At 42.0% G+C, this 22,320-nt stretch carries 15 protein-coding genes and 1 pseudogene; 9 read left to right on the forward strand and 7 right to left on the reverse strand.

From position 1 onward, the window contains the following. Both V7K44_RS08225 and V7K44_RS08230 read left to right on the forward strand, forming a co-directional pair. Positions 1-2,871 (forward strand): hybrid sensor histidine kinase/response regulator (locus V7K44_RS08225; protein WP_334930389.1); only part of this gene is annotated, 2,871 nt, incomplete at its 5' end. Between the two features lie 206 nt (positions 2,872-3,077). Continuing rightward, positions 3,078-5,147 (forward strand): prolyl oligopeptidase family serine peptidase, encoded by a 2,070-nt coding sequence (locus V7K44_RS08230; RefSeq protein ID WP_334930391.1) that lies wholly within the window; start codon positions 3,078-3,080, stop codon positions 5,145-5,147. Between the two features lie 145 nt (positions 5,148-5,292). Here the strand turns inward: V7K44_RS08230 and V7K44_RS33135 are convergent, their stop codons facing one another. Further along, positions 5,293-5,799, reverse strand: a complete 507-nt coding sequence (locus V7K44_RS33135) for a sensor histidine kinase (protein ID WP_442940671.1) — start codon at positions 5,797-5,799, stop codon at positions 5,293-5,295. Between V7K44_RS33135 and V7K44_RS33140 the strand changes: the two genes are divergently transcribed. The 3 genes from V7K44_RS33140 to V7K44_RS08245 all read left to right on the forward strand — a co-directional run bounded on the left by V7K44_RS33140 (position 5,788) and on the right by V7K44_RS08245 (position 9,188). After that, positions 5,788-6,036, forward strand: coding sequence for a hypothetical protein (locus tag V7K44_RS33140; protein WP_442940672.1), 249 nt, complete (start codon positions 5,788-5,790; stop codon positions 6,034-6,036). The two genes, V7K44_RS33135 and V7K44_RS33140, sit on opposite strands and share 12 nt — an antisense overlap. An 813-nt stretch (positions 6,037-6,849) precedes the next feature. After that, positions 6,850-7,197, forward strand: a complete 348-nt coding sequence (locus V7K44_RS08240) for a hypothetical protein (RefSeq protein ID WP_334930393.1) — start codon at positions 6,850-6,852, stop codon at positions 7,195-7,197. A gap of 413 nt (positions 7,198-7,610) precedes the next feature. Then, the gene (locus tag V7K44_RS08245; RefSeq protein WP_334930395.1) at positions 7,611-9,188 is read left to right on the forward strand and encodes a PqqD family peptide modification chaperone; all 1,578 of its coding nucleotides are present in this window, start codon (positions 7,611-7,613) and stop codon (positions 9,186-9,188) included. 36 nt (positions 9,189-9,224) lie between these two features. Here the strand turns inward: V7K44_RS08245 and V7K44_RS08250 are convergent. Further along, a pseudogene (locus V7K44_RS08250) lies at positions 9,225-9,433 on the reverse strand (hypothetical protein); the annotation flags it as partial. Positions 9,434-9,553: 120 nt separating this feature from the next. Next, positions 9,554-10,021, reverse strand: a complete 468-nt coding sequence (locus V7K44_RS08255) for a hypothetical protein (RefSeq protein ID WP_334930397.1) — start codon at positions 10,019-10,021, stop codon at positions 9,554-9,556. A gap of 401 nt (positions 10,022-10,422) precedes the next feature. Between V7K44_RS08255 and V7K44_RS08260 the strand changes: the two genes are divergently transcribed. Further along, positions 10,423-13,242, forward strand: a complete 2,820-nt coding sequence (locus tag V7K44_RS08260; protein WP_334930400.1) for a M16 family metallopeptidase — start codon at positions 10,423-10,425, stop codon at positions 13,240-13,242. Positions 13,243-13,420: 178 nt separating this feature from the next. On the opposite strand, the gene V7K44_RS08265 is transcribed toward V7K44_RS08260, so the two are convergent. Together V7K44_RS08265 and yidD are read right to left on the reverse strand one after the other, a co-directional pair. Further along, positions 13,421-14,437 (reverse strand): sulfate/molybdate ABC transporter ATP-binding protein, encoded by a 1,017-nt coding sequence (locus V7K44_RS08265; RefSeq protein WP_334930402.1) that lies wholly within the window; start codon positions 14,435-14,437, stop codon positions 13,421-13,423. A gap of 95 nt (positions 14,438-14,532) precedes the next feature. Continuing rightward, on the reverse strand, positions 14,533-15,039 hold the full coding sequence (gene yidD / locus V7K44_RS08270) for a membrane protein insertion efficiency factor YidD (protein WP_334930404.1): 507 nt from the start codon (positions 15,037-15,039) through the stop codon (positions 14,533-14,535). Between the two features lie 192 nt (positions 15,040-15,231). Here yidD and chlP point away from each other — a divergent pair, with 192 nt between their 5' ends. Both chlP and V7K44_RS08280 read left to right on the forward strand, forming a co-directional pair. Beyond that, positions 15,232-16,452: a geranylgeranyl reductase gene (gene chlP / locus V7K44_RS08275; RefSeq protein WP_334930407.1), complete on the forward strand. Its 1,221-nt coding sequence runs from the start codon at positions 15,232-15,234 to the stop codon at positions 16,450-16,452. A gap of 245 nt (positions 16,453-16,697) precedes the next feature. Then, on the forward strand, positions 16,698-18,908 hold the full coding sequence (locus V7K44_RS08280; RefSeq protein ID WP_334930409.1) for an argonaute PAZ domain-containing protein: 2,211 nt from the start codon (positions 16,698-16,700) through the stop codon (positions 18,906-18,908). Positions 18,909-18,970: 62 nt separating this feature from the next. Here the strand turns inward: V7K44_RS08280 and V7K44_RS08285 are convergent, their stop codons facing one another. After that, positions 18,971-19,102: a hypothetical protein gene (locus V7K44_RS08285; RefSeq protein ID WP_334930412.1), complete on the reverse strand. Its 132-nt coding sequence runs from the start codon at positions 19,100-19,102 to the stop codon at positions 18,971-18,973. Positions 19,103-19,217: 115 nt separating this feature from the next. Further along, positions 19,218-20,729 (reverse strand): FAD-binding oxidoreductase, encoded by a 1,512-nt coding sequence (locus tag V7K44_RS08290; RefSeq protein ID WP_334930414.1) that lies wholly within the window; start codon positions 20,727-20,729, stop codon positions 19,218-19,220. Between the two features lie 124 nt (positions 20,730-20,853). Here V7K44_RS08290 and V7K44_RS08295 point away from each other — a divergent pair, with 124 nt between their 5' ends. Beyond that, a complete protein-coding gene (locus V7K44_RS08295; RefSeq protein WP_334930416.1) occupies positions 20,854-22,209 on the forward strand; it encodes a DUF3370 domain-containing protein in 1,356 nt (451 codons plus the stop codon). Positions 22,210-22,320: the final 111 nt, after the last annotated feature.

The following is a 22,320-nucleotide window of genomic DNA, read 5'->3' on the forward strand; positions in this document are numbered from 1 at the left end:
TCAGCATCAGCCGAAGTACAACCAAGTGATTTATTCGGCTCTTTCGATGAAAATCCACAACTACTGTTTGAAGATGTTGCTACAAATGAATTGACCTATATTCAGATAGAAACCACAGAGAATACTGTGAATGAACTATCAGAAACCGTCAGTTTTGGAGAAAATTCAGATTCAAAATCATCCCAAGCACAGCTAGGCGATCTGTTCGAATCTGAGGATGTCGCGACAAATGAATTGACCTATATTCAGATGGAAACCACAGAGAATACTGTGGATGAACTATCAGAAACTATCAGTTTTGAGGAAAATTCCAATTCAGCATCATCCGAAGCACAGCTAGGTGATTTGTTCGGCTCTTTCGATGAAGATCCACAACTGCTGTTTGAAGATGTCGCAACAAATGAGTTGACCTATATTCAGATGGAAACCACAGAGAATACTGTGGATGAACTATCAGAAACTATCAGTTTTGGAGAAACTTCAGATTTAGTCCAGACAAGCCCAGAAGTTTTAGAGGCAGAGGAAAATAATAATTTAGAAACTACCTTTGAATTAACAGAAAACACAGTTGTTGAAAATAATTTATTGTTTACAGAAACCACTGAAATAGGTTCTCAAGAAGATGAATTTGCAGACTTGGCAGCATTATTAGGAGAGGAAGTAGCACCCATCCCCAAAGCTAAGAAGATACCAGAAGTAGATTTTGCTGCCCTGGAAGACTTACTAAGTACAGATAACAACAGCGATGTCTATGACGGGCTACGCCAACGCCAGCCTTTCAACACTCAACCAGTCTCAGCTAAAAATGCTATTCCATCACCAGTTATAAAAGATGAATTTGGTGACTTAGAAAAGTTGCTGGCAGAAGCGAATCAAACAATATCCCATTCTACTGTAGTAAAATCGAACACCAGCCAAGCTAACCGTCCCTCTACTCGTCGGGCTGCGAGATTTGAAGAAACGATGAAGGTTCCAGTTAAGCAACTGGACGATATGAGTAATTTAGTTGGGGAGTTGGTGGTAAATCGCAATACCTTAGAGCAGGATCATGAACGACTGCGACAGTCATTAGATAACTTGCTGATTCAGGTACAACAACTCTCGGATGTGGGTGCAAGGATGCAGGAGTTGTATGAGCGATCGCTACTGGAAGCGTCTCTGTTAGCTGGACGCAAAAAGAAAGACCCCGACGGCTTCCAAGCCCCTGATTCCAATGCCGATCGGGGTTTTAGCGAACTAGAAATGGATCGTTTTACTCCCTTCCACACACTCTCACAGCAGATGATTGAACGTATTGTACGAGTGCGTGAGTCGGCTAGTGACATTGATTTTGTTACCGAAGAAACCGAACGAGTTGCAAGGCAGTTCCGCCAAGTAACTACCCAGCTACAAGAGGGATTAACTAGAGCGCGAATGGTACCTTTTGCTCAAACTATCGATCGCTGGCGGCGAGGAGTGCGTGACAACGCCATTAAGTGTGGCAAACAAGTAGAGTTGGTGATCGAAGGTGGCGATACCTTAATTGACAAAATGATTTTGGATCATCTTACCGATCCGCTGACTCATATGTTGAATAATGCGATCGCTCACGGTATTGAAACACCAGAAGAGAGGCAAACTGCTGGTAAACCACCTGTAGGAATCATTACTATCCGTGCCTTCCACCAAGGCAACCAAACGATCATATCTGTAGGCGATGATGGCGCAGGTATCGATTCTGCAAGAGTTAAGGCTAAGGCAGTGAAGATTGGCATGATTACAGAAGCGCAGGCAAAAGCCATGTCTCGTCTGGAAGTCTACGATCTGCTATTTCAGTCTGGTTTTACGATTAAAGACCAAGCCGATGAAATTTCTGGTCGTGGTGTGGGTATGGACGTAGTGCGCTCCGAGATTAGCGAAATTCGGGGAACAGTTAACACCGATTCTGCGATCGGTAAGGGAACTACCTTTACTATTCGTTTACCACTGACTCTGAGTATTTGTAAAGCTCTCTGCTGCGTCTCCGATCGCTCCAGGATCGCCTTCCCAATGGACGGTGTAGAAGATACGCTAGATATCCCAGTCAAAAATATTCAGCATGATGCCAATGGGCAATCATTTATTTCCTGGCGCGATACGGTGCTACCATTCCGACCTCTGAAGGAACTTTTAACCTTCAATCGCCAAATCAGTCGTGGTAATGTCTATGGCGGCACCAGAGATGATGATATGGTTTCTGTGGTTGTGGTGCGATCGGCAAATACCTTGATTGCTCTACAGATTGACCTGGTGTTAAGCGAACAAGAAATTGTAATTAAGCAATTTGAAGGGCCAGCACCTAAACCCATTGGTGTAGCTGGTGCTACAGTTCTGGGTGATGGTCGGATTATGCCCATTGCTGACGTGCTAGAAATAATTGACATCTTCCAGGGACGGATTTCTACACAAGCTGGTGGCAATTCTTGGCAACAAAAACTTACTCCTCCAGATACCTCTCCCGCGAAGATTGACCCGACAGTGTTGATTGTCGATGACTCAATCACAGTCCGAGAATTACTATCCCTGACATTTAACAAAGCAGGTTATCGCGTAGAACAGGCACGTGACGGTCAGGAAGCTTGGGATAAACTCCGCTCCGGTCTGCCTTGCGATATCGTCTTTTGCGATATCGAAATGCCCCGTTGCGATGGTCTGGAATTGCTCTCTCGCATCCAGAAAGACTCTAATCTCAACCACTTACCGATCGCAATGCTCACCTCGCGCGGTGCAGACAAGCACAGACAAATTGCCGCTCAACTCGGTGCTAGTGGCTACTTTACCAAGCCCTATCTCGAAGAAGCTCTACTTGAAGCCGCAGCGCGGATGTTGAAAGGAGAGAAACTCGTTAACTAAATCAACCAAAAGACTTCGATTTTAGGGAAAACTCTACACGCTTCTATCTCCGTAAAAGTTTTATAGTACAATTGTTCTATAAATGAAAATAGCACGTATTTGCCCCGTCAAAAGCCGGGGTTTTCTTTTTGAGAACAATTAGAGTGTATACCCCAAGTCTTGGGTCTATCTTTGTAGTATGTAAAGAAGCACTTTGACCTAAGACTATGCCTTCTTCTGAAAAATCTCTCACTTATCCAACCAGCCATAAGAGCAATCAAGCTGATAATTACCACGGTACTTTAGTCGCAGATCCTTATCGTTGGTTAGAAGATCCTGACTCTGAAGAAACAAGAACTTGGATTGAGGCACAAAATCAAGTTACTTTTGGCTACCTGAGTGAAATTCCTGCTAGGGAAAAAATTAAACAGCGCCTCACTAAACTTTGGGATTATGAAAAATACGGTATTCCTTTTAAAGAAGGCGAACGTTACTTTTATTTCAAAAATGACGGACTGCAAAATCAAAGTGTCCTTTACACCTTGAAAACCCTCGACGACCAACCCCAAGTTTTACTCGATTCTAATAAACTCTCTGAAGATGGCACTGTTGCTCTTTCGGGATTGTCGATTAGCGAGGATGGTAAGCTTTTAGCTTATGGTCTATCCTCCTCTGGTTCTGATTGGCAAGAGTGGAAAATACGCAATGTTGAAACTGGTGAAGACCTCCAAGACCACCTGAAGTGGATTAAATTCTCTGGTGCATCTTGGACACACGATAGTCAAGGTTTTTTCTACAGTCGCTACGATGAACCAAATGAAAAAACTCGATTAGAAGATGTTAACTATTATCAAAAGCTCTACTATCATCAACTAGGGAAATCCCAATCAGAAGATATTTTAATTTATCATCGTCCTGACCAAAAGGAATGGGGTTTTAGTGGTGGCGTTACTGAAGATGGACGCTATCTAATAATTTCCATTTGGCTAGGGACTGACTCTAAAAATTTGGTTTTTTCCAAAGATTTAACTAACCCTAATGCGGAAGTCGTAGAACTAATTAACCAATTTGAGGCAGATTATAGCTTTATCGACAATGATGATAGCCTCTTTTATTTTCGCACAGATTTAAATGCACCACGGGGAAGAGTGATTGCAATTGATACCAAAAACCCCGCACCAGAAAATTGGCAAGAAATCATTCCCCAATCTGCGGAAACTTTGGAAAGTGTCGGTATACTTAATAATCAGTTCGTTGCTGATTACCTCAAAGATGCTCACAGTCAAATCCAAATTTTTGACCTCAAAGGTACATTTATTCAAGAGATAGAATTACCCGGACTCGGTTCAGCAGGTGGCTTTGGGGGTAAGCGTTATGATACTGAAACTTTTTATAGCTTTACCAGCTTTACCATACCAGGGACTATTTATCGCTACAACATGGTGACAGGGAAAAGTGAGCTTTTCCGCCAGCCGCAGGTAGATTTTAATCCTGATGATTACGAGACAAAACAAGTCTTTTATCACAGCAAAGATGGTACTAGAGTACCAATGTTTATTACGCACAAAAAGGGTATTAAATTAGATGGAAATAACCCTACTTATCTCTATGCTTATGGTGGTTTTAATGCTTCAATGACACCTGGGTTTTCTGTGAGTTTGTTGGTATGGATGGAGATGGGTGGTGTCTATGCGATGCCCAATATACGCGGCGGTGGAGAATACGGCGAAGAATGGCATCAAGCAGGAATAAAGGATAAAAAGCAGAATGTTTTTGATGACTTTATTGGCGCTGCTGAGTGGTTGATTGCTAACAAGTATACTAAGACTGAGAAGCTAGCGATCGCAGGTGGTAGTAACGGCGGTTTATTAGTCGGTGCTTGTATAACTCAACGTCCCGATTTGTTCGGTGCAGCGTTACCAGCAGTCGGCGTCATGGATATGTTGCGATTCCACAAATTTACCATCGGTTGGGCTTGGACTTCCGAATATGGTTCTGCGGATAATCCAGAAGAGTTTCCGGCGCTATATGCTTATTCGCCATTACATAACATCAAACCAAATACAGCTTACCCAGCAACCTTAATTACCACAGCCGATCATGACGATCGCGTTGTCCCTGCTCATAGTTTCAAATTTGCCGCTGCTTTGCAAGAGGCTCACGCTGGTGATGCGCCAACCTTAATTAGAATTGAGACTAAAGCCGGACATGGTGCGGGTAAACCCACAGCTAAAATTATCGAAGAAGCCGCAGACAAATGGGCTTTTTTAGTACGTGCTTTAGATGTGAAATTTTAGCAATATCGGGTGGGCATTTGCCTACCCTACAAGACTAAACTAACTATCGCCCTCACTAACTTCTCTGGCTCTACAGGTTTTGTAATGTGAGTTTGAAATCCGACCTGAAGTGCTTTTTGTTGGTCAATTTCTGCGGCATAAGCGGTTAGTGCGATCGCCCGAATTCCTCCTGGGGTAAAAACTGGGGATTGATGCCTCTGCCAGTATCGATTACCCGAATTTGAGCTAGCCCGTCGAGTTGCCGCAGTTCAACGGTTACTTGTCCACTGTGGGGTGTGAACTTAACCGCATTGGTAAGCAAATTCCACACTACTTGCTGCAAGCGGGCTGCATCGCCAGAAATCTGAGCGATCTCAGAGTCAAGATCGAGAGCGATCGCAAGATTTTTTGCTTCTGCTGCCAAACGCACCGTTTCAACGGCGGCAGAAATCACAAAGGTCAAACTGACTGGAGCCACTGTTAAACTGAGTTTGCCCTGCATGATCCGGGAGATGTCGAGCAAGTCTTCGATTAGTTGCGTCTGTAAATTGGCATTGCGCTCGATAATTTTCAAGGCCTCAGCTCTACGGGCTTCGCTCAGTTTCCCATTTTGTAATAATTGCGTCCAGCCCAAGATCGGGTTGAGAGGCGATCGTAATTCATGGGACAGCACCGCCAAAAACTCATTTTTGATTCTGTTGGCGCGATCGGCTGCTTCTCTTGCGGCTTGCTCACTGGCAAGGAGTTGTTCTCGTTCTGCCTCAATGCGTTTTTGCTCAGTGATATTGAGTACAGTGCCGATAAAGCGTTGGGGATTGTTGGCAGCATCAAAGTAAGCTTGTCCTCTTGCTGCAATCCACCGTTTAACCCCATCTTGAATCCTAATCGTGCAATATTCTATGTTGGCTGAGAACTTTGGCGCGTCCGTGACGGTTGATTTTCATCAGTAGACTGTTGACTCTGCGATCCACAGCCTACAACGATTTGACATCCATTAAACGAAATCGTCCGCCCATGCTACACCATTAGCATCGTCCACAAGAAGGACGAGAATCGACTTTCGGATAAGTAATTGACCCCTTATTAGTGCGGTAAGGGGTCAATTAATCTAGGTTGCATAACCTTTTTGAAAACTAAACTTCTAAAATTTTTTAGAAGTTGCCCTGTTGTGCAAATTCATATACAGCAAGCTTTTTGCACTTTCCTATCCGTCGAACTCACGTTAAAGTAAAGCTTGGGATTGAAACAACCGTATATCAAGGGTTCTGCTTAATTTGCGTTACATAACTTTACAACGTGTCTCGTTTTACAGGTATTCCGGCTGAACCCCTATTGGCATGGAAATACTGGGAGGGCAGATGAGCCAAAACGGAGTGCTGTACCTGATGGACAGTGAAAATCCGCTCTCTCAAACTTGGTACTCTATAAATATTTTTTTGAAACCTTTTCTTCTCTAAGTGCATAAAGGTAAAAACCCACCGTAAAGAGTGATTGTGAGGAGCATCCCAGTTTTGTAAATGTGATTTGTTTGGCTGGTGAGCCGTCAACCAAGCTTAGGAATTACTTTGCAATTAGTAACCCAATTGAAGGAGAAAACTATGAAAGACTTACCACTTTTTACCGATTTGATTTGTGAACTAGATGCAGACGTTTAGCTCAGATATGGTAACCACAAACGAAAACTGTATAGCTAGGATATAACATCTAAAAGGAGTCAAGTGTGATGCGAAAAGATGACATTACTGTAGAAACAACTTCTCTAAAAATAACAGACATTCCTTTGATAGAGGAACTATCAAATACAATAGCCGCCAATTGTTGTGGTGGTTTGGCTAATTTGGCTCTTACGGATCAACCTGGTGGTTTGGCTAATTTGGCTCTTACGGATGAATTTCAACAAAATGTTCAGCAGCATCAAAAAGACTCTGCCCTGGACGATTTTGGTTTACCATTTGAGCTTAAAGAAAAATTAGCGGTAAATCAATTATCAGAGGAACTCACGCAATCCTCCACTCTTTCCGGTGAATTAGCTAAAAGTAAACTCATACAACCTGAGCTTCAAGGCTTTTAGGCATTTTATAGCTGAGATGTTGTAGATAAACTACTTTTGCCCCATAAAGCCGGAAGAACCATTTTGTACTAGTTTAAAATGTAGCAATCCTTACGTAATTTCTAAACTTATAGCGCAGACATCTTGTTTACAAATCGCGAAACATCTGGGCTACGTTTATAACTCAAATAGGATTGCCATAATACTTAATGTCTGCCAACTCAAAAATACAGCTTTCAAGCCAGTAAAGTTTAACGGGGCTAAACTACTTTCACAGTATTTTTTGGGATTCTATATACTCTTGCGAAGCCAAATTTAATAGTTGGCAGATAATTTCTGTATGCCTATCTCTAATAGTAGGATTTTTGAAAACATTTGCCTAAAAACAAGTACACATTTTTATTCAGACAAAACTAATTATTTGGAGAGGAAAAATGAATTTCAACGTTCAAATTCAAAAAGAAATTAAAACTTCTAAAAAAGACTTACCACAAGCAAATTATCTTAGCTTATTAAATGAGGCTACTTTTCTACCTCATGAGCAACCCGCAAAAGTTGAAATGCTTTTGGAAGAAGTGTGGAAAATTCGCCAATTTACTTTGCTATCTTTGGGGTTAAAACTTTCCGAAAAAGACCCAGAAATCTATGATTCAAGTGGATTATCTAATGGTATAAGTTCTTTTTTAAAGCTATCTCCTTTATTAAGAAAGCAAATTACTGAATATCCGCCTTTCCGTATATGGCTTAGGCAAAGTGTTGCAATGTCATTTTGCTCTACATACCAAGTTAATCCAGGAAGAAATAATTTCAAAAATAAACTTGCTGAATTGACAACGGTGATAGCTAGATTCTACGAAAACTTCAAAAGTCCTCATTTACTAAAAATAGAAAACAACTTAATCCAAATAAAGCGTTTTGATGTTGATCCCCTGCTTGCAGAAGTTGCTCCTCCTAGTTACCAATTTCCTGACAAGGAAAAACAGTATGAACTTGAGAAAATAACAACTTACCCTGTCTCTTTCTTTTTAAATGTGTTGACTGTAGCCTTAGAAAATATAAAATGTGCTTGGCCAGCAGCTTATAAAGATTTTGGCAAGTTTGTTAAGATAATTGTTCATGTAACTGATGCTGATTTTAGAAGTTGTTCAGCCAATCGTTTCGCTGGTGTTATTTTTATTTCATCTGATGATCGTTCCTTATTTGATATTGAAGAATCCCTAATTCATGAATATGGTCACCAGATTCTTTACAATGTAATGGAACTCAATCCTCTTATTGATGATAAAAGCAACAAGAAATTCAAATTGCCTTGGTCTGGTGCAGAAAGAGATTTTTATGGCTATTTTCATGCATTCTATATCTACACCCTTTTGGCTTTATATTTTGAACGCCGCATTGAAGTTAGCTTAGAAAAAGAACGAAACAGAGGTGTTAAAAGAACATCTCAAATTTTAGAAGGTTTAATTAGAGCTATACCTGATTTTGAGAAAAATAATTTTTTTACTTCAAAAGGTAGAGAACTATTTTATCTGCTTAAACAAGAGGTTTATCAGCTTGAAATTAGACAGAGAAACCAATTGAATATTAAAATAAAAAGTCAGTTGGTAGAACAGGCAGAAAAAAAAGCAAAATTTCCAGAAAAACTACAGAATGCCAATATACAAATTGAGATTAACTCAGAGCAGAATTCTGGAAAAAGAAATACAACAGGATTAAAACCTATTGTATCTGAATTTGACTCTCATAGTACCTTTAGAATTACTGCTGGATGCAAGAGAATAGAAATTGACGACCAAGTAATTTTAGTCGATTATAATAATGATAAATACTTTCGGCTTCAAGCCACAGCTAGCTTTATTTGGCACTTAATCGTTCAGGGTTTTACTTTAGGGGAAATTTGTAAAAATTTATCTCAAGATTTCAACTTTGACTTTGAGGAATCTAGCATAATAGTATCAAATTTTATTAGAGAATTGATGAAAATAGATATAATTGCTTTATCAAAAAAATAGGCGTTGCTGAATCCAACTATGAATCATGCGATCGCCTCAAGTATGGTTCCGTAGCGCCACGGAACCATACTTGAGATAATGTATTACCAATCGAATAGAGAGTTTAAGCATTTCCTCTGACTTTGAGTAACAAAAACTTTTCCGATGTAATCTAGCCAAATAATGCGGAAGCGGAGATGCTCCGCCTCCGGTCTAAAACCACTATTTTCACCTTCTACTCGTGTCATATAAGTTTTACTAACAAGAGCTGGAGGAGCTTTTGTACATAGCTTTTCGCTACACTAAATTGAACGGCTACTTTTCTGACCGAAGTATCACCTCTTTCATACGCATTTACTATTTTTTCTCGCAAATCGCTTGTATAGTTAAAACGCGACAGCTTGGGCTGTACCAGTCAAATGGATTGTCGTATAAGTTTGTCTTTGCCCCTGGTTGAATTTAGGAATCACAGAAAAGAGGTTTGTTGTTGTGATTCCCTTAGTTTCTACTGCGGCTGAGTTGTTTTTTCCAAGGTTTACACGGGGTAAGATCAAAGTAAATACGGTATTGCCAGTATCTACTGTCTTACGGATAGTTACAGTTACTAGTGTACCAATTTCTGTTTCTACACTACGGATCTGCTCAGTACCTTGAAAGTTTAATGTCTGTTGCTTATCTTTATAGGTAAAAAGGGGCTTGCCAATAAAGCTTGTCGTTGAGTAACTAATGCTGACATTCTTACCTTGAAACTGGTATAAATTTGGTACTACTTCTGAGGCATTAGCTGATAATACAGGTATTGCTGTTAACAGCATACCTAATGTGAACGATCCAATTAAGTTTCTTGTTTGCATATCTAAAAAAGTTTTTGCTAGTTTGACCGAGATACTTACCCGAATGGGATGACAATAGGTATCAAATCAATTTTAAAAGTAGACATTACTACAATCGTGTAAAATGAAACACATTGCAATGCTTGTTAATCTATTTGCAATAATTTCTAATATTCTGTAAAAATTTGGTCTGCAAACCTGATAACCCTTGGGTAGTTTTAACAAATGCACCCAGATATGCTATGGGCAAAAAAGTACTACAGCAATAAGTTTATATATCATCTTCCTCTGTCACATTTCTTTTAAGCGAATTTTGATTTTATTTTTGTCTTATTCCCTCAATAACTAGCAACTTGAGTTAGATTTAAATTTTGAAATACCCTTTGGGGTTTTATTTTAAAATTGGAAATTTTGTATTGCTTATGAAACGGCGATCGTACATGATGCTTTTAGGATTTTTCCTCAGCCTTATTTTAACTATCGTGCCAATGCTTGGCAATTTCACTAATGCTGCAACACCAACAGCAGTCACACCTGTCTCAGCTCTCTCATTCACCCAAGGAGTGCAAAAAACTGTATTAGACAACGGTTTAACGGTACTAACCAAAGAAGTTCATACTGCTCCTGTGGTGAGTGTGCAAGTTTGGTATAAAGTTGGCTCACGCAACGAGGTTAAGGGAGAGAATGGTATTTCTCACCAGCTAGAACATTTGATGTTCAAAGGCACAAATGACCGTCCAGTACAGTTTGGACGGTTGTTTAGTGCTTTGGGTAGCCAGTTCAATGCTTTTACTAGTTATGACGAAACAGCTTACTTTGGCACAGTGCAGCGAGACAAATTAGAAGCACTGCTTACACTAGAAGCCGATCGCATGGAAAACTCCTTAATTGGGACTGAACAACTCACCAGTGAAAAGCGGGTGGTGATCTCCGAGTTACAGGGATACGAAAATTCACCAGGCTATCGTCTGAGTCGGGCAGTGATGCGAGCTGCTTTCCCTAATCGAGCCTATGGCTTATCGGTGGGAGGCACAAAAGCCGATGTAGAGAAATTCACGGTGGAGCAGGTACGGAATTATTATCAAACCTACTACAGCCCAGAAAATGCCACGTTGGTGATTACCGGAGATTTTGCCACAAAACCTGCACTCAAAGTTGTCCAAGAAACTTTTGGGAAGTTATCGCAACGAGCACAAAAGAATACGGCACTTCCTAATTCCAGGAGAGCAATTGATAATTCCTCGGCATCTTCTTCCATTGCTGACGCTTCCCCATCTACCCCTGTTGCTAAAAAAGCACCGATTGTCCTCAAGCAACCTGGAAGTGCAGCACTATTGCAAGCGGTCTATCCTTTGCCAGATATTAAACATCCTGATGTTCCGGCAATTGATTTGATGGATGCCATTCTCACAGGTGGACGTAGTTCTCGGCTTTATCAGGCTTTGGTGGAATCTGGACTTGCCAGTTCAGTGAGTGGTGGTGCTGCTGAACTTATCGAACCGGGTTGGTATGAAATTGATGCTACAGCGGCTCCTGGTCAAGAGTTGGGGAAAATTGCCCAAGTACTCCAGGAATCTTTAGTAAAATTGCAAGAGCAGCCTGTCACCTCAGAAGAGTTGAAGCGGGCGAAGACGCAATTGCAAGCCTCGTATATTTTGGGTAATCAAGATATTACTAGTCAGGCTAATCAACTGGGATATAACCAAACGATCGCAGGGGATTATCATTTTATTGAAAGGTATCTGGCTGCGATCGCAAAAGTGACTCCTGCTCAAGTCCAGAAAGCAGCAAAAACTTACCTCAATTCGGCTCAACAAACCATAGGCTTTTTTGAGCCAACTCAACCAGATGGTAAACCAGGAACTTCTAGCGCTGGTTCTAGTCGCACAGTGGAAAATTTCAGCCCTGGTAAGCCTGTAGATCCAGCAGAACTGGCAAAATATTTGCCACCTGCTACATCAGAAACAGATTCAGCTAAACAATCACTACCAGAAGAGTTTACCTTAAAGAATGGTTTGAAGGTTCTGCTGTTGAGCGATCGCAACCTTCCCACTATTAACTTGAGTGGACAAGTTGACGCTGGTACTGAATTTGATGGCAATCAAAAAGCTGGATTAGCGAATCTAACTGCAAGCAACTTAATGAATGGGACGCAGACTAAAAATGCTCTGACCCTAGCAAAAACCTTAGAAGACCTGGGAGCCGATTTGAGCTTCAGTGCTAGCCGTGAGGGAGTTAACGTCAGCGGTGAGGGACTTTCAGTAAATCTGCCAATATTGATTCAAACTCTGGCAGATGTGTTAGAAAACGCCACTTTCCCCGCCGATCAGTTAGAACTAAGTCGCCAAAGGGCATTGACAAGTCTAAAAGTCCAGCTAGATGACCCTAGAAGTTTGGGAAGGCAAGTATTCCAACAGGCAATTTACCCTGAAAATCATCCATTCCATAGCTTTCCCACAGCCGAGAGTTTAAAGACTATTAGTCGTGATGATTTGCTTGGTTTCTACCAGACATACTACCGACCGGATGCCACGACGATCGCAATAGTTGGAGACTTTGATTCAGTTAAGGTAAAAGCTTTGCTAAATGAAGTATTTGGTAAATGGCAAGCTACAGGTAAGCTACCTGTTCTCAAAATACCAACCGTACCATTTCCGAAAACTTTGACACAACTAAACAAAGTAATTCCCGGTAAAGCTGAGGCTGTCACATACATCGGCTACAACGGCATCTCTCGGAAAGATCCACGTTATTATGCGGCACTAGTGCTAAATCAAATTTTGGGTGGTGATACCTTAGCCAGCCGCCTGGGTACAGAAGTGCGCGATCGCCAAGGTTTAACCTATGGTATATATAGTGCTTTTACCGCCGGAATCAATCCTGGCCCCTTCTCGATTGAAATGCAGACTGCTCCTCTTGATGCCCAAAAAGCGATCGCCAGTACTCTCGCTTTACTAAAACAGTTACGCGAACAAGGAGTAACTGAAGCTGAATTCAATACAGCAAAACGCTCAATTACCAATAGCTACCCTGTGGATTTAGCTAATCCTAGTGATGTATCAAGCATCATTTTGCATAATGCAGTCTTTGGGCTTTCACGGTCAGAAATCCGAGAGTTTCCCCAGAGGATTCAAGCAGTTACTATGGCTAATATGCAACAGGCAATTGAGGATTTAATTAAGCCAGAAAATCTGGTGATTGTCACCGCCGGCCCTGGAGATAGCGTAACCAAGGGTAGCTAATTATTTCAGATAAATAACAATCCTATCTGATTGCTAAAAAGCGCAATAACAAAATCCCCGACTTCTTTAAGAAGTTGGGGATTTCATTGTTTACGAATGATTTAGTAGGATGGCTAATATCACCTCGTACTTCCTACCTTCTGCCTGGTTGTTGAGCGTAGTCGAAACACTGCCTCCTTCAAATTGAATAAGACACTGGGAAGGACTTAGCATCCTTTGGCTTCACATACACTCGTTGTAGGGGTTCTAACTCTAAGTCATTAAAGCGATCGCGTGTTAAATGCGCCATCACTACTTGCCCGTCATCGAAAGTTAATTCCACCTGAATTTCCCAACCCAAATGTATCAATCGGCTTACTGTCGCAGCCGTAGTCGTACCGTTAGCAACCTTTTCCAAAATCACATCTTGCGGACGCAAAAATACTTGTGGGTGTGGCGCATCAAACCCGCTACTTTGAAAAATTTTCGAGGTGCTGGGTAACACATTCACCGGGCCAATGAAGCTCATTACAAATGCGGTGGCAGGATTATCGTAAATTTCTGCTGGTGTCCCCACCTGTTCTACACGTCCTTTATTCATCACCACAACCTCATCGGAAACTTCCATTGCTTCCTCTTGGTCGTGGGTGACGAAAACTGTGGTAACATGAACCTCATCATGGAGGCGGCGTAACCATGCCCGTAAGTCTTTGCGAACTTTAGCATCAAGTGCGCCAAAGGGTTCATCTAGCAATAAAACTTCCGGTTCTACTGCCAGTGCCCTGGCTAAAGCTACCCGTTGTCTTTGACCACCAGAAAGTTGTGATGGATAGCGATCGCCTAGTCCAGTCAACTGCACCAGTTCTAGTAATTGTTCTACCTTTCCCTTAATTTTCTTTGGCTGTGCTTTACGAATTTCTAAGCCAAAGGCAATATTTTGCTTAACAGTCAGATGCTTGAATAGGGCATAGTGCTGAAATACAAAGCCAATATTTCGTTGTTGCACACTCTGGTATGTAGCGTCCTTACCGGTAAGCAGGATTTTGCCGCTATCTGGCATTTCTAAACCTGAAATTAACCGTAGTAGCGTAGATTTACCCGATCCCGATGGTCCGAGTAATGCAACTAGCGAACCACTCTTAATTTCTAGGCTGACCTCATCAACTGCCTTGAAACTCCCGAATTGTTTGGAGACGTTCTCAACTACTATACCCACTGCTACTATAACCTCTGCAACTAAATCTACAGATCCTTGGTAGGATTACTGTGTCCTACATATAGCATATATCGTTATTTATGGATGAACAAGATTTAGCTACCGCAACTGCCGCAATCGAGGAAGCTACAATCAGCCCCACTGCAATCTAGGGAACCGCAATCAGCAGCACCACAATCTAGGGAACCACAATCAGGAATCACGGTAGCCATTTCAGCACAATTGCAGCCCAAATCGGCACAATCAAAACAGTTGGTATTGTCGCTACTAATAAACGAGGATTTTTGAGTAACTTTACCAGATGGTTGTCGTTGCTGCGTGTCTGCTTCCTCCTCTGTGGATTCTTCTGAGTTCTCGCTCTGCATTCGCAAAATTTGGTTGGCTTGCTTGCAAGCTTGAAATCGTTCGCGGGAATTAACAAAAGCTACTTTTAACCCTTCTTTGGCAACTACCCGCTTAATGTATTGAGAGCAAGATTCGCCGCCATATAATATTCTGTGGGCACAAGCAAAACCTTTGTGTGGAGAAATATGTTTTTGATAGCCAGTAATTGCAGCAGTACTAACTTGTCTAGTAAAAGAATCGAATAAGGAAATCTGCATATTGATGACTGGGGACTAGGTAGGCAATATTCTTCATTCTTCCCAATACCCAATCCCCAGTCCCTCATCCAATTCGTATCGAAACATTAAGGAATATTGCATTTGTGCAGAAACCTGGAGGAAAAGCGCCAAATCACTAGAAAGACCGTGGTAGTATGCTCTCGGTAAATGTGAAGATTGGGAGAAAGACCTTTGACACTACGGGTTGCTGTTATTGGGTCAGGCCCTGCTGGTTCATCTGCCGCTGAAACACTGGCAGCCTCTGGGATTGAAACCTACCTGTTTGAGCGGAAGCTAGACAATGCAAAGCCTTGTGGGGGTGCAATTCCCCTGTGTATGGTGAGTGAATTTGACTTACCACCAGAGATTATCGATCGCCGGGTACGGAAGATGAAAATGATTTCGCCTTCCAATCGCGAGGTTGATATCAATCTGGTAAATGAAGATGAATATATAGGAATGTGCCGCCGAGAAGTGTTAGATGGCTTTTTGCGCGATCGCGCGGCAAAAGTCGGCGCAAATTTAATTAATGCAACTGTTCATAAACTCGATATACCAGGAAACAATACCGATCCCTATACGATTCATTACATTGACCACACAGATGGTATATCACAGGGTATTGCCAAAACCCTAAAGGTGGATCTAATTATTGGGGCAGATGGGGCTAATTCTCGCGTTGCCAAAGAAATGGACGCTGGGGATTACAATTATGCGATCGCTTTCCAAGAGCGAATTCGCTTACCCGAAGACAAAATGGCCTACTATAACGACCTCGCCGAAATGTATGTCGGTGATGACGTTTCGACCGATTTCTACGCTTGGGTTTTCCCCAAATATGACCACGTAGCTGTCGGTACTGGCACGATGCATATTAATAAAGCCAGCATCAAACAGTTACAAGCTGGTATCCGCGCCCGTGCTTCCGAGAAGCTAGCAGGCGGTAAAATCATCAAAGTTGAAGCCCACCCAATTCCCGAACATCCCCGTCCCCGTCGTGTTGTTGGTCGCATCGCCTTGGTGGGAGATGCTGCTGGTTATGTTACCAAGTCTTCTGGTGAAGGTATTTATTTTGCCGCTAAGTCTGGGCGGATGTGTGCTGAAACCATTGTGGAAACATCTAATGGTGGTAGCCGGATTCCTACAGAAGGCGATCTCAAGGTTTACCTGAAGCGTTGGGATAAGAGATACGGACTCACTTACAAGGTGCTGGACATTCTGCAAACTGTGTTCTATCGTTCCAACGCTACCCGCGAGGCGTTTGTGGAAATGTGTGATGACCTCGATGTGCAACGGCTAACATTTGATAGCTATTTGTATAAGACGGTTGTCCCAGCTAATCCCATCACCCAATTGAAAATTACTGCCAAAACGATTGGTAGCCTAATTCGGGGTAATGCCCTTGCACCTTAATTGCGTGCAAAGGACTGGGAATTACAACAAATACATGACTCAATTTTGTGGGGTGGATATCTTGCACGCTGATTAATCAGGGCAAGATGCCCACCCCACAAAATATATTTTTATCATTTGATAAGCTTTTTGATATATCTTGTTACTTTCAATAACAGTATTTTATACAGAATACCTATCCAGTGACGGTTACAGCCTTAGCCTAACTATCTGTACGATTGTTCATTTACCTCCTCAATCTCCTTATGATAATTCCACTTAATTTTAAAGAAGTTTCTATCGTATTGAATCGTTTTTTCGTTAAGCAACTTACCAAGTCCGATCTTACAGTTCATGAATATAATTGCAGCTTCAATCAAAACCCCGAACATGGAGAAGAACAGAAAGCGATTGCTAGAATTTGCTACAGACTTGGGACTCCTGCGATTCGATTAGGTAATAAAATTATTACCAAAACCCCCATCCATTCAGATTACTTGCAGGGAGATGGTTGGAAAGTAGAGTTAATTGCCGAAAGAATTTTGGATTGTACCAATCCTGCTGAACGGAAGGGAATTGAGCAGTTAGAAAGAAAAATACTAGAGAATGGACTAAAAAAATGGAACAAAACTTCAATTGAAAAGGCTCCTGAAGGTGGATTAATTTGGTGGGTTACGGGAGAAGCAGGAACAGAAAAATGTGGTCAAGGCTGGGAAATACACAAGGGAAGAAGAATAGATGTCAGTATTGGCATAGATTCTACACTTTACTTAGAAGTAGACATACATCATCACTTTTATACTCCTTGGACACTCCATAAATGGCAAGATGAATACCCTGACGCACCGATTAATTATGTACGCAACACCTACAAGGACAAAAATCAACAATACATCAATTGGCAATATGAAGATGTTTCCGACCAACAACCAGATAAATTTATTCTAGAAGGTTTAGGAATAACGCTTGCGGATTATCATCGGCAAATAGGAGCTACTGAAGAAGAAACTCAAAACTCTCGCGTTGTCTATGTAAAACGAGCTAATGATTGGAAGACACAATTAACTGCTCACTTATCTCGTCGGCTTTCGCCTTGTTTGACGATGGAGATGTTAGCTAGAGTTGCGGAAATATCTGACCTTGAAGAGAAGCAAAATGTACAAGGAGTATTTGATTATATTAGAAAGTCTTTAGATGTTCGCCTGAAAGAATCAGAGAAAACCGCAAACCGAATTATTAATCAAGTTTATCAAATTTCTACAATTTCTCAAGCGTCAGTTGTAACTGGATACATCCTACCTCAAGGAAAACTCTTTGGTAAAAATGGAGAAGTGGATAAAGCTGGTCAGGTTCGCTATAAAGGTTGTGTAAAAGTTGGAGAAAGTAAGTTTGGCTGTCTTAATCTCTATAATGATCGGCCAAAATATCCCGACGAGGTTGAAAAGTGTCTAAAAGAAGTAGCTAAAAATAGTGGTGCCGCAATTGAATATGAATCTTATAAAACATTAGAACAACTGCCGCAAGACGATCTAGATCGACAAATGTTTTGGCAAGAATGGGCACAAACTGGTATACAAACAATTTTGGTTGTTGCTCCTTGGTTGCCTAATGCTCGTAAGAAGCAAATAAGAATTGAGGCATTACAACATGGCATTGCTACCCAATTCATGTTGCCTTTGCCGAAGGCTAATGCATATAAGGCTATAAATGTAGTTTTGGGATTGCTATGCAAAGCAGGATGGCAAACTGTACGCTTAGAGCCACTGGAGCATCCTCAAGCCGCAGACTTGATTATTGGTTTTGATACGGGAACGAACCGTGAGCTTTATTATGGCACATCAGCTTTCGCGGTACTGGCTGATGGGCAAAGCTTAGGATGGGAACTACCTGATGTGCAGAGAGGAGAGCGTTTTTCAGGACAAGCAGTTTGGCAAACAGTCTCTAAGCTCATTCTCAAGTTTCATAGGATATACAATCGCTATCCTAAACGGGTGCTGTTGATGAGAGATGGATTAGTTCAAGAAGGAGAATTTCAACAATCCATAAAAGCACTACAGCAGAAAGGTATTGCTGTTGACCTTGTTGGTGTTCGCAAGAGTGGTGCAGGAAGAATGGGGTGTGAAGTTTCTCATGTGTCAGAAAAAGTATATCGTGATGCTCAAATTGGTAGTGTTGTGTTTACGCCTCAAGAGCGTTCTTTTATTTTAGTAACAAGCAAACCAATCCAGACAAAGACAAAACAAATTATTGGCAGTGCCAGACCTATACGGGTTGTTCATGAGTATGGTGATACCACTCTGGAGTTATTAGCCTTGCAGACATATCATTTAACTCAATTACATCCTGCTAGTGCCTTTAGTTCTTCCAGGTTGCCTTGGGTTCTGCATTTGGCAGATAAAAGTAGTAAAGAATTTCAGCGTATTGGTCAGATTGGTATTCTCCAAAGCCTTAATCGAGAGAAACTAATTGCTGTTTAAATGACCTACAATTATCCTTAACTAAACCGTATTTATTGGGGTATTGCCCCTAAAACGAATATTCATTTACCTCGACGAAGGAGTAAGCATAATAAAGCGATCGCTCCAATTAAATTACTTTCTATTGCACCGTTAGGATTGTAATGAAACCCAATAAAAATCAAGGATTCTTGGTGTTGGGTTTCGTTCCTCAAACGCCACTTGCTTCTCCCTTGGCACTAGCCTCTCACTTTGTGAGAAGGGGACACGCTGCGCGATGGAAGTAGGGAAACCGCAGGGGCGCACTGGCTCCCCACCCTAACCCTAAATTTATCTGCTGTATTTTTGGTAAAAATAATTCTGAAAAACCCCATCCGGGTCATACTTGCGTTTGAGAGCGAAAAATTTAGCAGCTTGTGGATAAGCTCGACGAAATTGTTCAGGTGTGGCATGAAGACGATAGGGTAGATAGTACCTACCACCCACTGCTAGGGCTGCCTCAATCAGTTTCTGAGTCATTGCTTGCATCTTTGCCTCCCCTTCTTGAGTGCGTTGCTGATGAAACAGCATCACTAATCCAAAAACTTCCTCATCGGCATATCTGAGAAAACTGTCGTTATCTTGGCGAACATTTCGCACTGTGACATTGAGCAAATCCCCTTCGGACTGGGGAATAATGACGCGACACTTCTCTAAAAAGGCTTCCAGAGATTTAGGGGGAATAAAGTACTCGTGCAGGATGTCAGTCTCTGCCTGATGACGATTTTCAAATAAGGTGGAGGGACGGTTGAGAATCTGGTTTCTCAAAACTCGGTTTCCGGCTTCTCCCCCAACGATTTTTTCTAATTGCCAGCGCAAGCTTTTGCCATAATTACTGCCGATGCTGCCACGAAAAACCGTCCGAGTTAATCCAGAATCTGGCTGTTTTTCTAAAGAGACAATAGCCTGAGTTCCTTGAGGAATTTGGCGGTAGGTGGTGAGAATAGCTTCTTGTAAAAAGCTTTCTGGTGCAACAGAAAGTCTACCGTATGCCATACCAATATTGGCTGCACCATCTACCCGTTGCCGATAGGTATCAATATACTTTTCGCTCTTAATTACGAACCGTTCAGCTGTATATGTCTCATTGGGTACTACTCTCAAGTCCACGTCAAGAATGATTCCGAATAGTCCGTAACCGCCTAAAACGAGAGAAAATAACTCTTGGTTTTCCTGTCTAGAACACTGTACAATCTTGCCACTTGCCAGCATTAACCGAAAACCTTCAACCGTGCTAGCAAAAGGGGGACTATTATGTTGCCAACCATGAGCATTGGCACTCATCGTACCGCCGACAGAAAAATCGTTATTGGACTGCATGACGGCAACAGAATAGCCACGTTCGTTTAGGTAGGGAATAACATCAGACCATTTAGCCCCTGATTGCACCGTGAGAATTTTAGTTGCCGGATTGAATTGCATCCGGTTGAAGTTAAGCATCCCCAGCGAGATGCCTTTAGCATACAGCGTGTGACCACCCATAGTATGGCGTGAACCTGCGATCGCTACCTTCTTACCTTGACGTAAGGCATCTCTAAGTACAGACTGTAGTATCATCTCAGTAACTCCAGGCTGACTATTAACCTGCTTAATTGTCACCTGTGTCTGATTCAGGTGACTGGCATCATCAACTGTGCCGGGAGGCAGAGGTTGACGGTCATCGCGATCGCTCCAGGCTGTTAAAGTCAGGTGAGCAACAGGTCTGGCAATCGCTGTCAGAGCAATTGTGGTTGTTGCCACAAGCACAAGCAAAATAATCTTTAGCCTGTTTTTTAAGAATTTACTACGGTAGGAACGCTGCATAAATACCCTTGCTCAAGAATCTCTTTAGTCGGAGTTTTGGCAAACCTCCTCTAACTTTTCACCCTTGGGTAGAGGTTAGGTATGCTGTATTCTAAACTTCAGCGATAAATTGCTTTTTGAATAAATGCTTAATTTTATTTCCTATTTGTTTTTGGCTCAAGCATCACCTTCTCCTGCACCGGAAGAAATCTTCGTTCCCCAACAGACAAGACCTTTAACAGGACATCTTGACGAAGTACCGGTATTTAACAGTAATAACCCAGAAGTAATTAAGAGTGAAGGAATTCTGCTGTCTACATTTCCTCCTCAAGGCAAAAGAGTGCCCAGCGCACATCTGAACTTTCCATTTCAGGGAAGGTTTGATTTATTTTCTCACCATATTGCTAGAGCGATTGAGATTCCAAATGATTTGCGGACTCTTTACTTGGGGGTAATTGTTTACAATCCTAGCGATCGCCCTGCAACTGTCAATATATTGCAAGCAGCTAGTTATGTGAGTCAACCTGATGCACCTTTTGTCAAGCTTCCTCCTATGCTGGAAAATAATTCGGGAAATATTTATGCTGGGCCTGGCGATCGCGTGATGAATGATGTGCTACGAGTCAGACGACAAGGATGGCCAGCCCAGTTGGTAATTCCACCAAAACAAAGCCGGATGTTAATGAATCATCCCATTCCAGTGCGGACTTTAACGCCGCCATTGAATGGACGTTCTACTTTATTACGTTTGTATAGCGATCGTCCAGTTTATATGGCCAACCTGGCCATGTTTGCCAAACCCAATCCCGATGGTAGTGAACGAGCGCCAACTTTAGAGGAATGGGAGAATTTGTTAGAAAATGGTGATTTTGCAGGGCCCCGTGAACCTGCACCCAGTCCTCCAGATAAACTTGCAGGGGCAACAGAAATTTACGGACGGGTAGCGGGGGTAGCTGTTGGCTCTCGTTGGCAAGCACAAGTTACCGATTCTAATAGTTCATACCTGACAATTCCCAAATCAGGACAGGCTTTTTCCTACGGTTTAAGTACGCTTTTAGCAGGCAAAATGGGTACTGGACAAAACCAAACTGCTAAACTTGTAGCGCGTTATCCTGGTACTGCTTACGAAGCTCATGGCAACTACGGCATTGAATACAATATCTCTCTACCATTATTCAATAATACGGATAAGCTGCAAACTATAAATGTACTTTTTCAAACGCCTATCAAAGAAGATGAGTTAAGTAAACCAGGGCTGCGCTTTTTTTCACCACCCGCACCATCTGTCTTTTTCCGAGGCACAGTTCGTATTCGCTACAATGACGATAATGGCTTACCCAGAACCCAATATTGGCATTTAGTTCAACAACGGGGACAGATGGGAGAACCGCTTGCTCAATTAAAAATATCTCCTGGACAGCGCCGACTGATAGAAGTGGATTTTCTCTACCCGCCTGATGCTACGCCGCCGCAAATGCTGACAATTCAAACTTTAGACTAAACTTAACAATTCAAAATTCAAAATGACACTCTGTACGAGACGCTGTGCGTAGCTTGCTTCTCCCTAGTATTACGCGGACTCGCTAGCGTTGCGCTAACAAAATTCTTGCAT

The organism is Nostoc sp. (assembly GCF_036917235.1).
Taxonomy (GTDB): Bacteria; Cyanobacteriota; Cyanobacteriia; order Cyanobacteriales; family Nostocaceae; genus Nostoc.

Coding starts and splice junctions, on each gene's coding strand:
- V7K44_RS08230 (WP_334930391.1), top strand. CDS start 3,078: ATGCCTTCTTCTGAAAAATCTCTCACTTATCCAACCAGCCATAAGAGC.
- V7K44_RS33140 (WP_442940672.1), top strand. CDS start 5,788: ATGGGACAGCACCGCCAAAAACTCATTTTTGATTCTGTTGGCGCGATC.
- V7K44_RS08240 (WP_334930393.1), top strand. CDS start 6,850: ATGCGAAAAGATGACATTACTGTAGAAACAACTTCTCTAAAAATAACA.
- V7K44_RS08245 (WP_334930395.1), top strand. CDS start 7,611: ATGAATTTCAACGTTCAAATTCAAAAAGAAATTAAAACTTCTAAAAAA.
- V7K44_RS08255 (WP_334930397.1), bottom strand. CDS start 10,021: ATGCAAACAAGAAACTTAATTGGATCGTTCACATTAGGTATGCTGTTA.
- V7K44_RS08260 (WP_334930400.1), top strand. CDS start 10,423: ATGAAACGGCGATCGTACATGATGCTTTTAGGATTTTTCCTCAGCCTT.
- yidD (WP_334930404.1), bottom strand. CDS start 15,039: ATGCAGATTTCCTTATTCGATTCTTTTACTAGACAAGTTAGTACTGCT.
- V7K44_RS08280 (WP_334930409.1), top strand. CDS start 16,698: ATGATAATTCCACTTAATTTTAAAGAAGTTTCTATCGTATTGAATCGT.
- V7K44_RS08290 (WP_334930414.1), bottom strand. CDS start 20,729: ATGCAGCGTTCCTACCGTAGTAAATTCTTAAAAAACAGGCTAAAGATT.
- V7K44_RS08295 (WP_334930416.1), top strand. CDS start 20,854: ATGCTTAATTTTATTTCCTATTTGTTTTTGGCTCAAGCATCACCTTCT.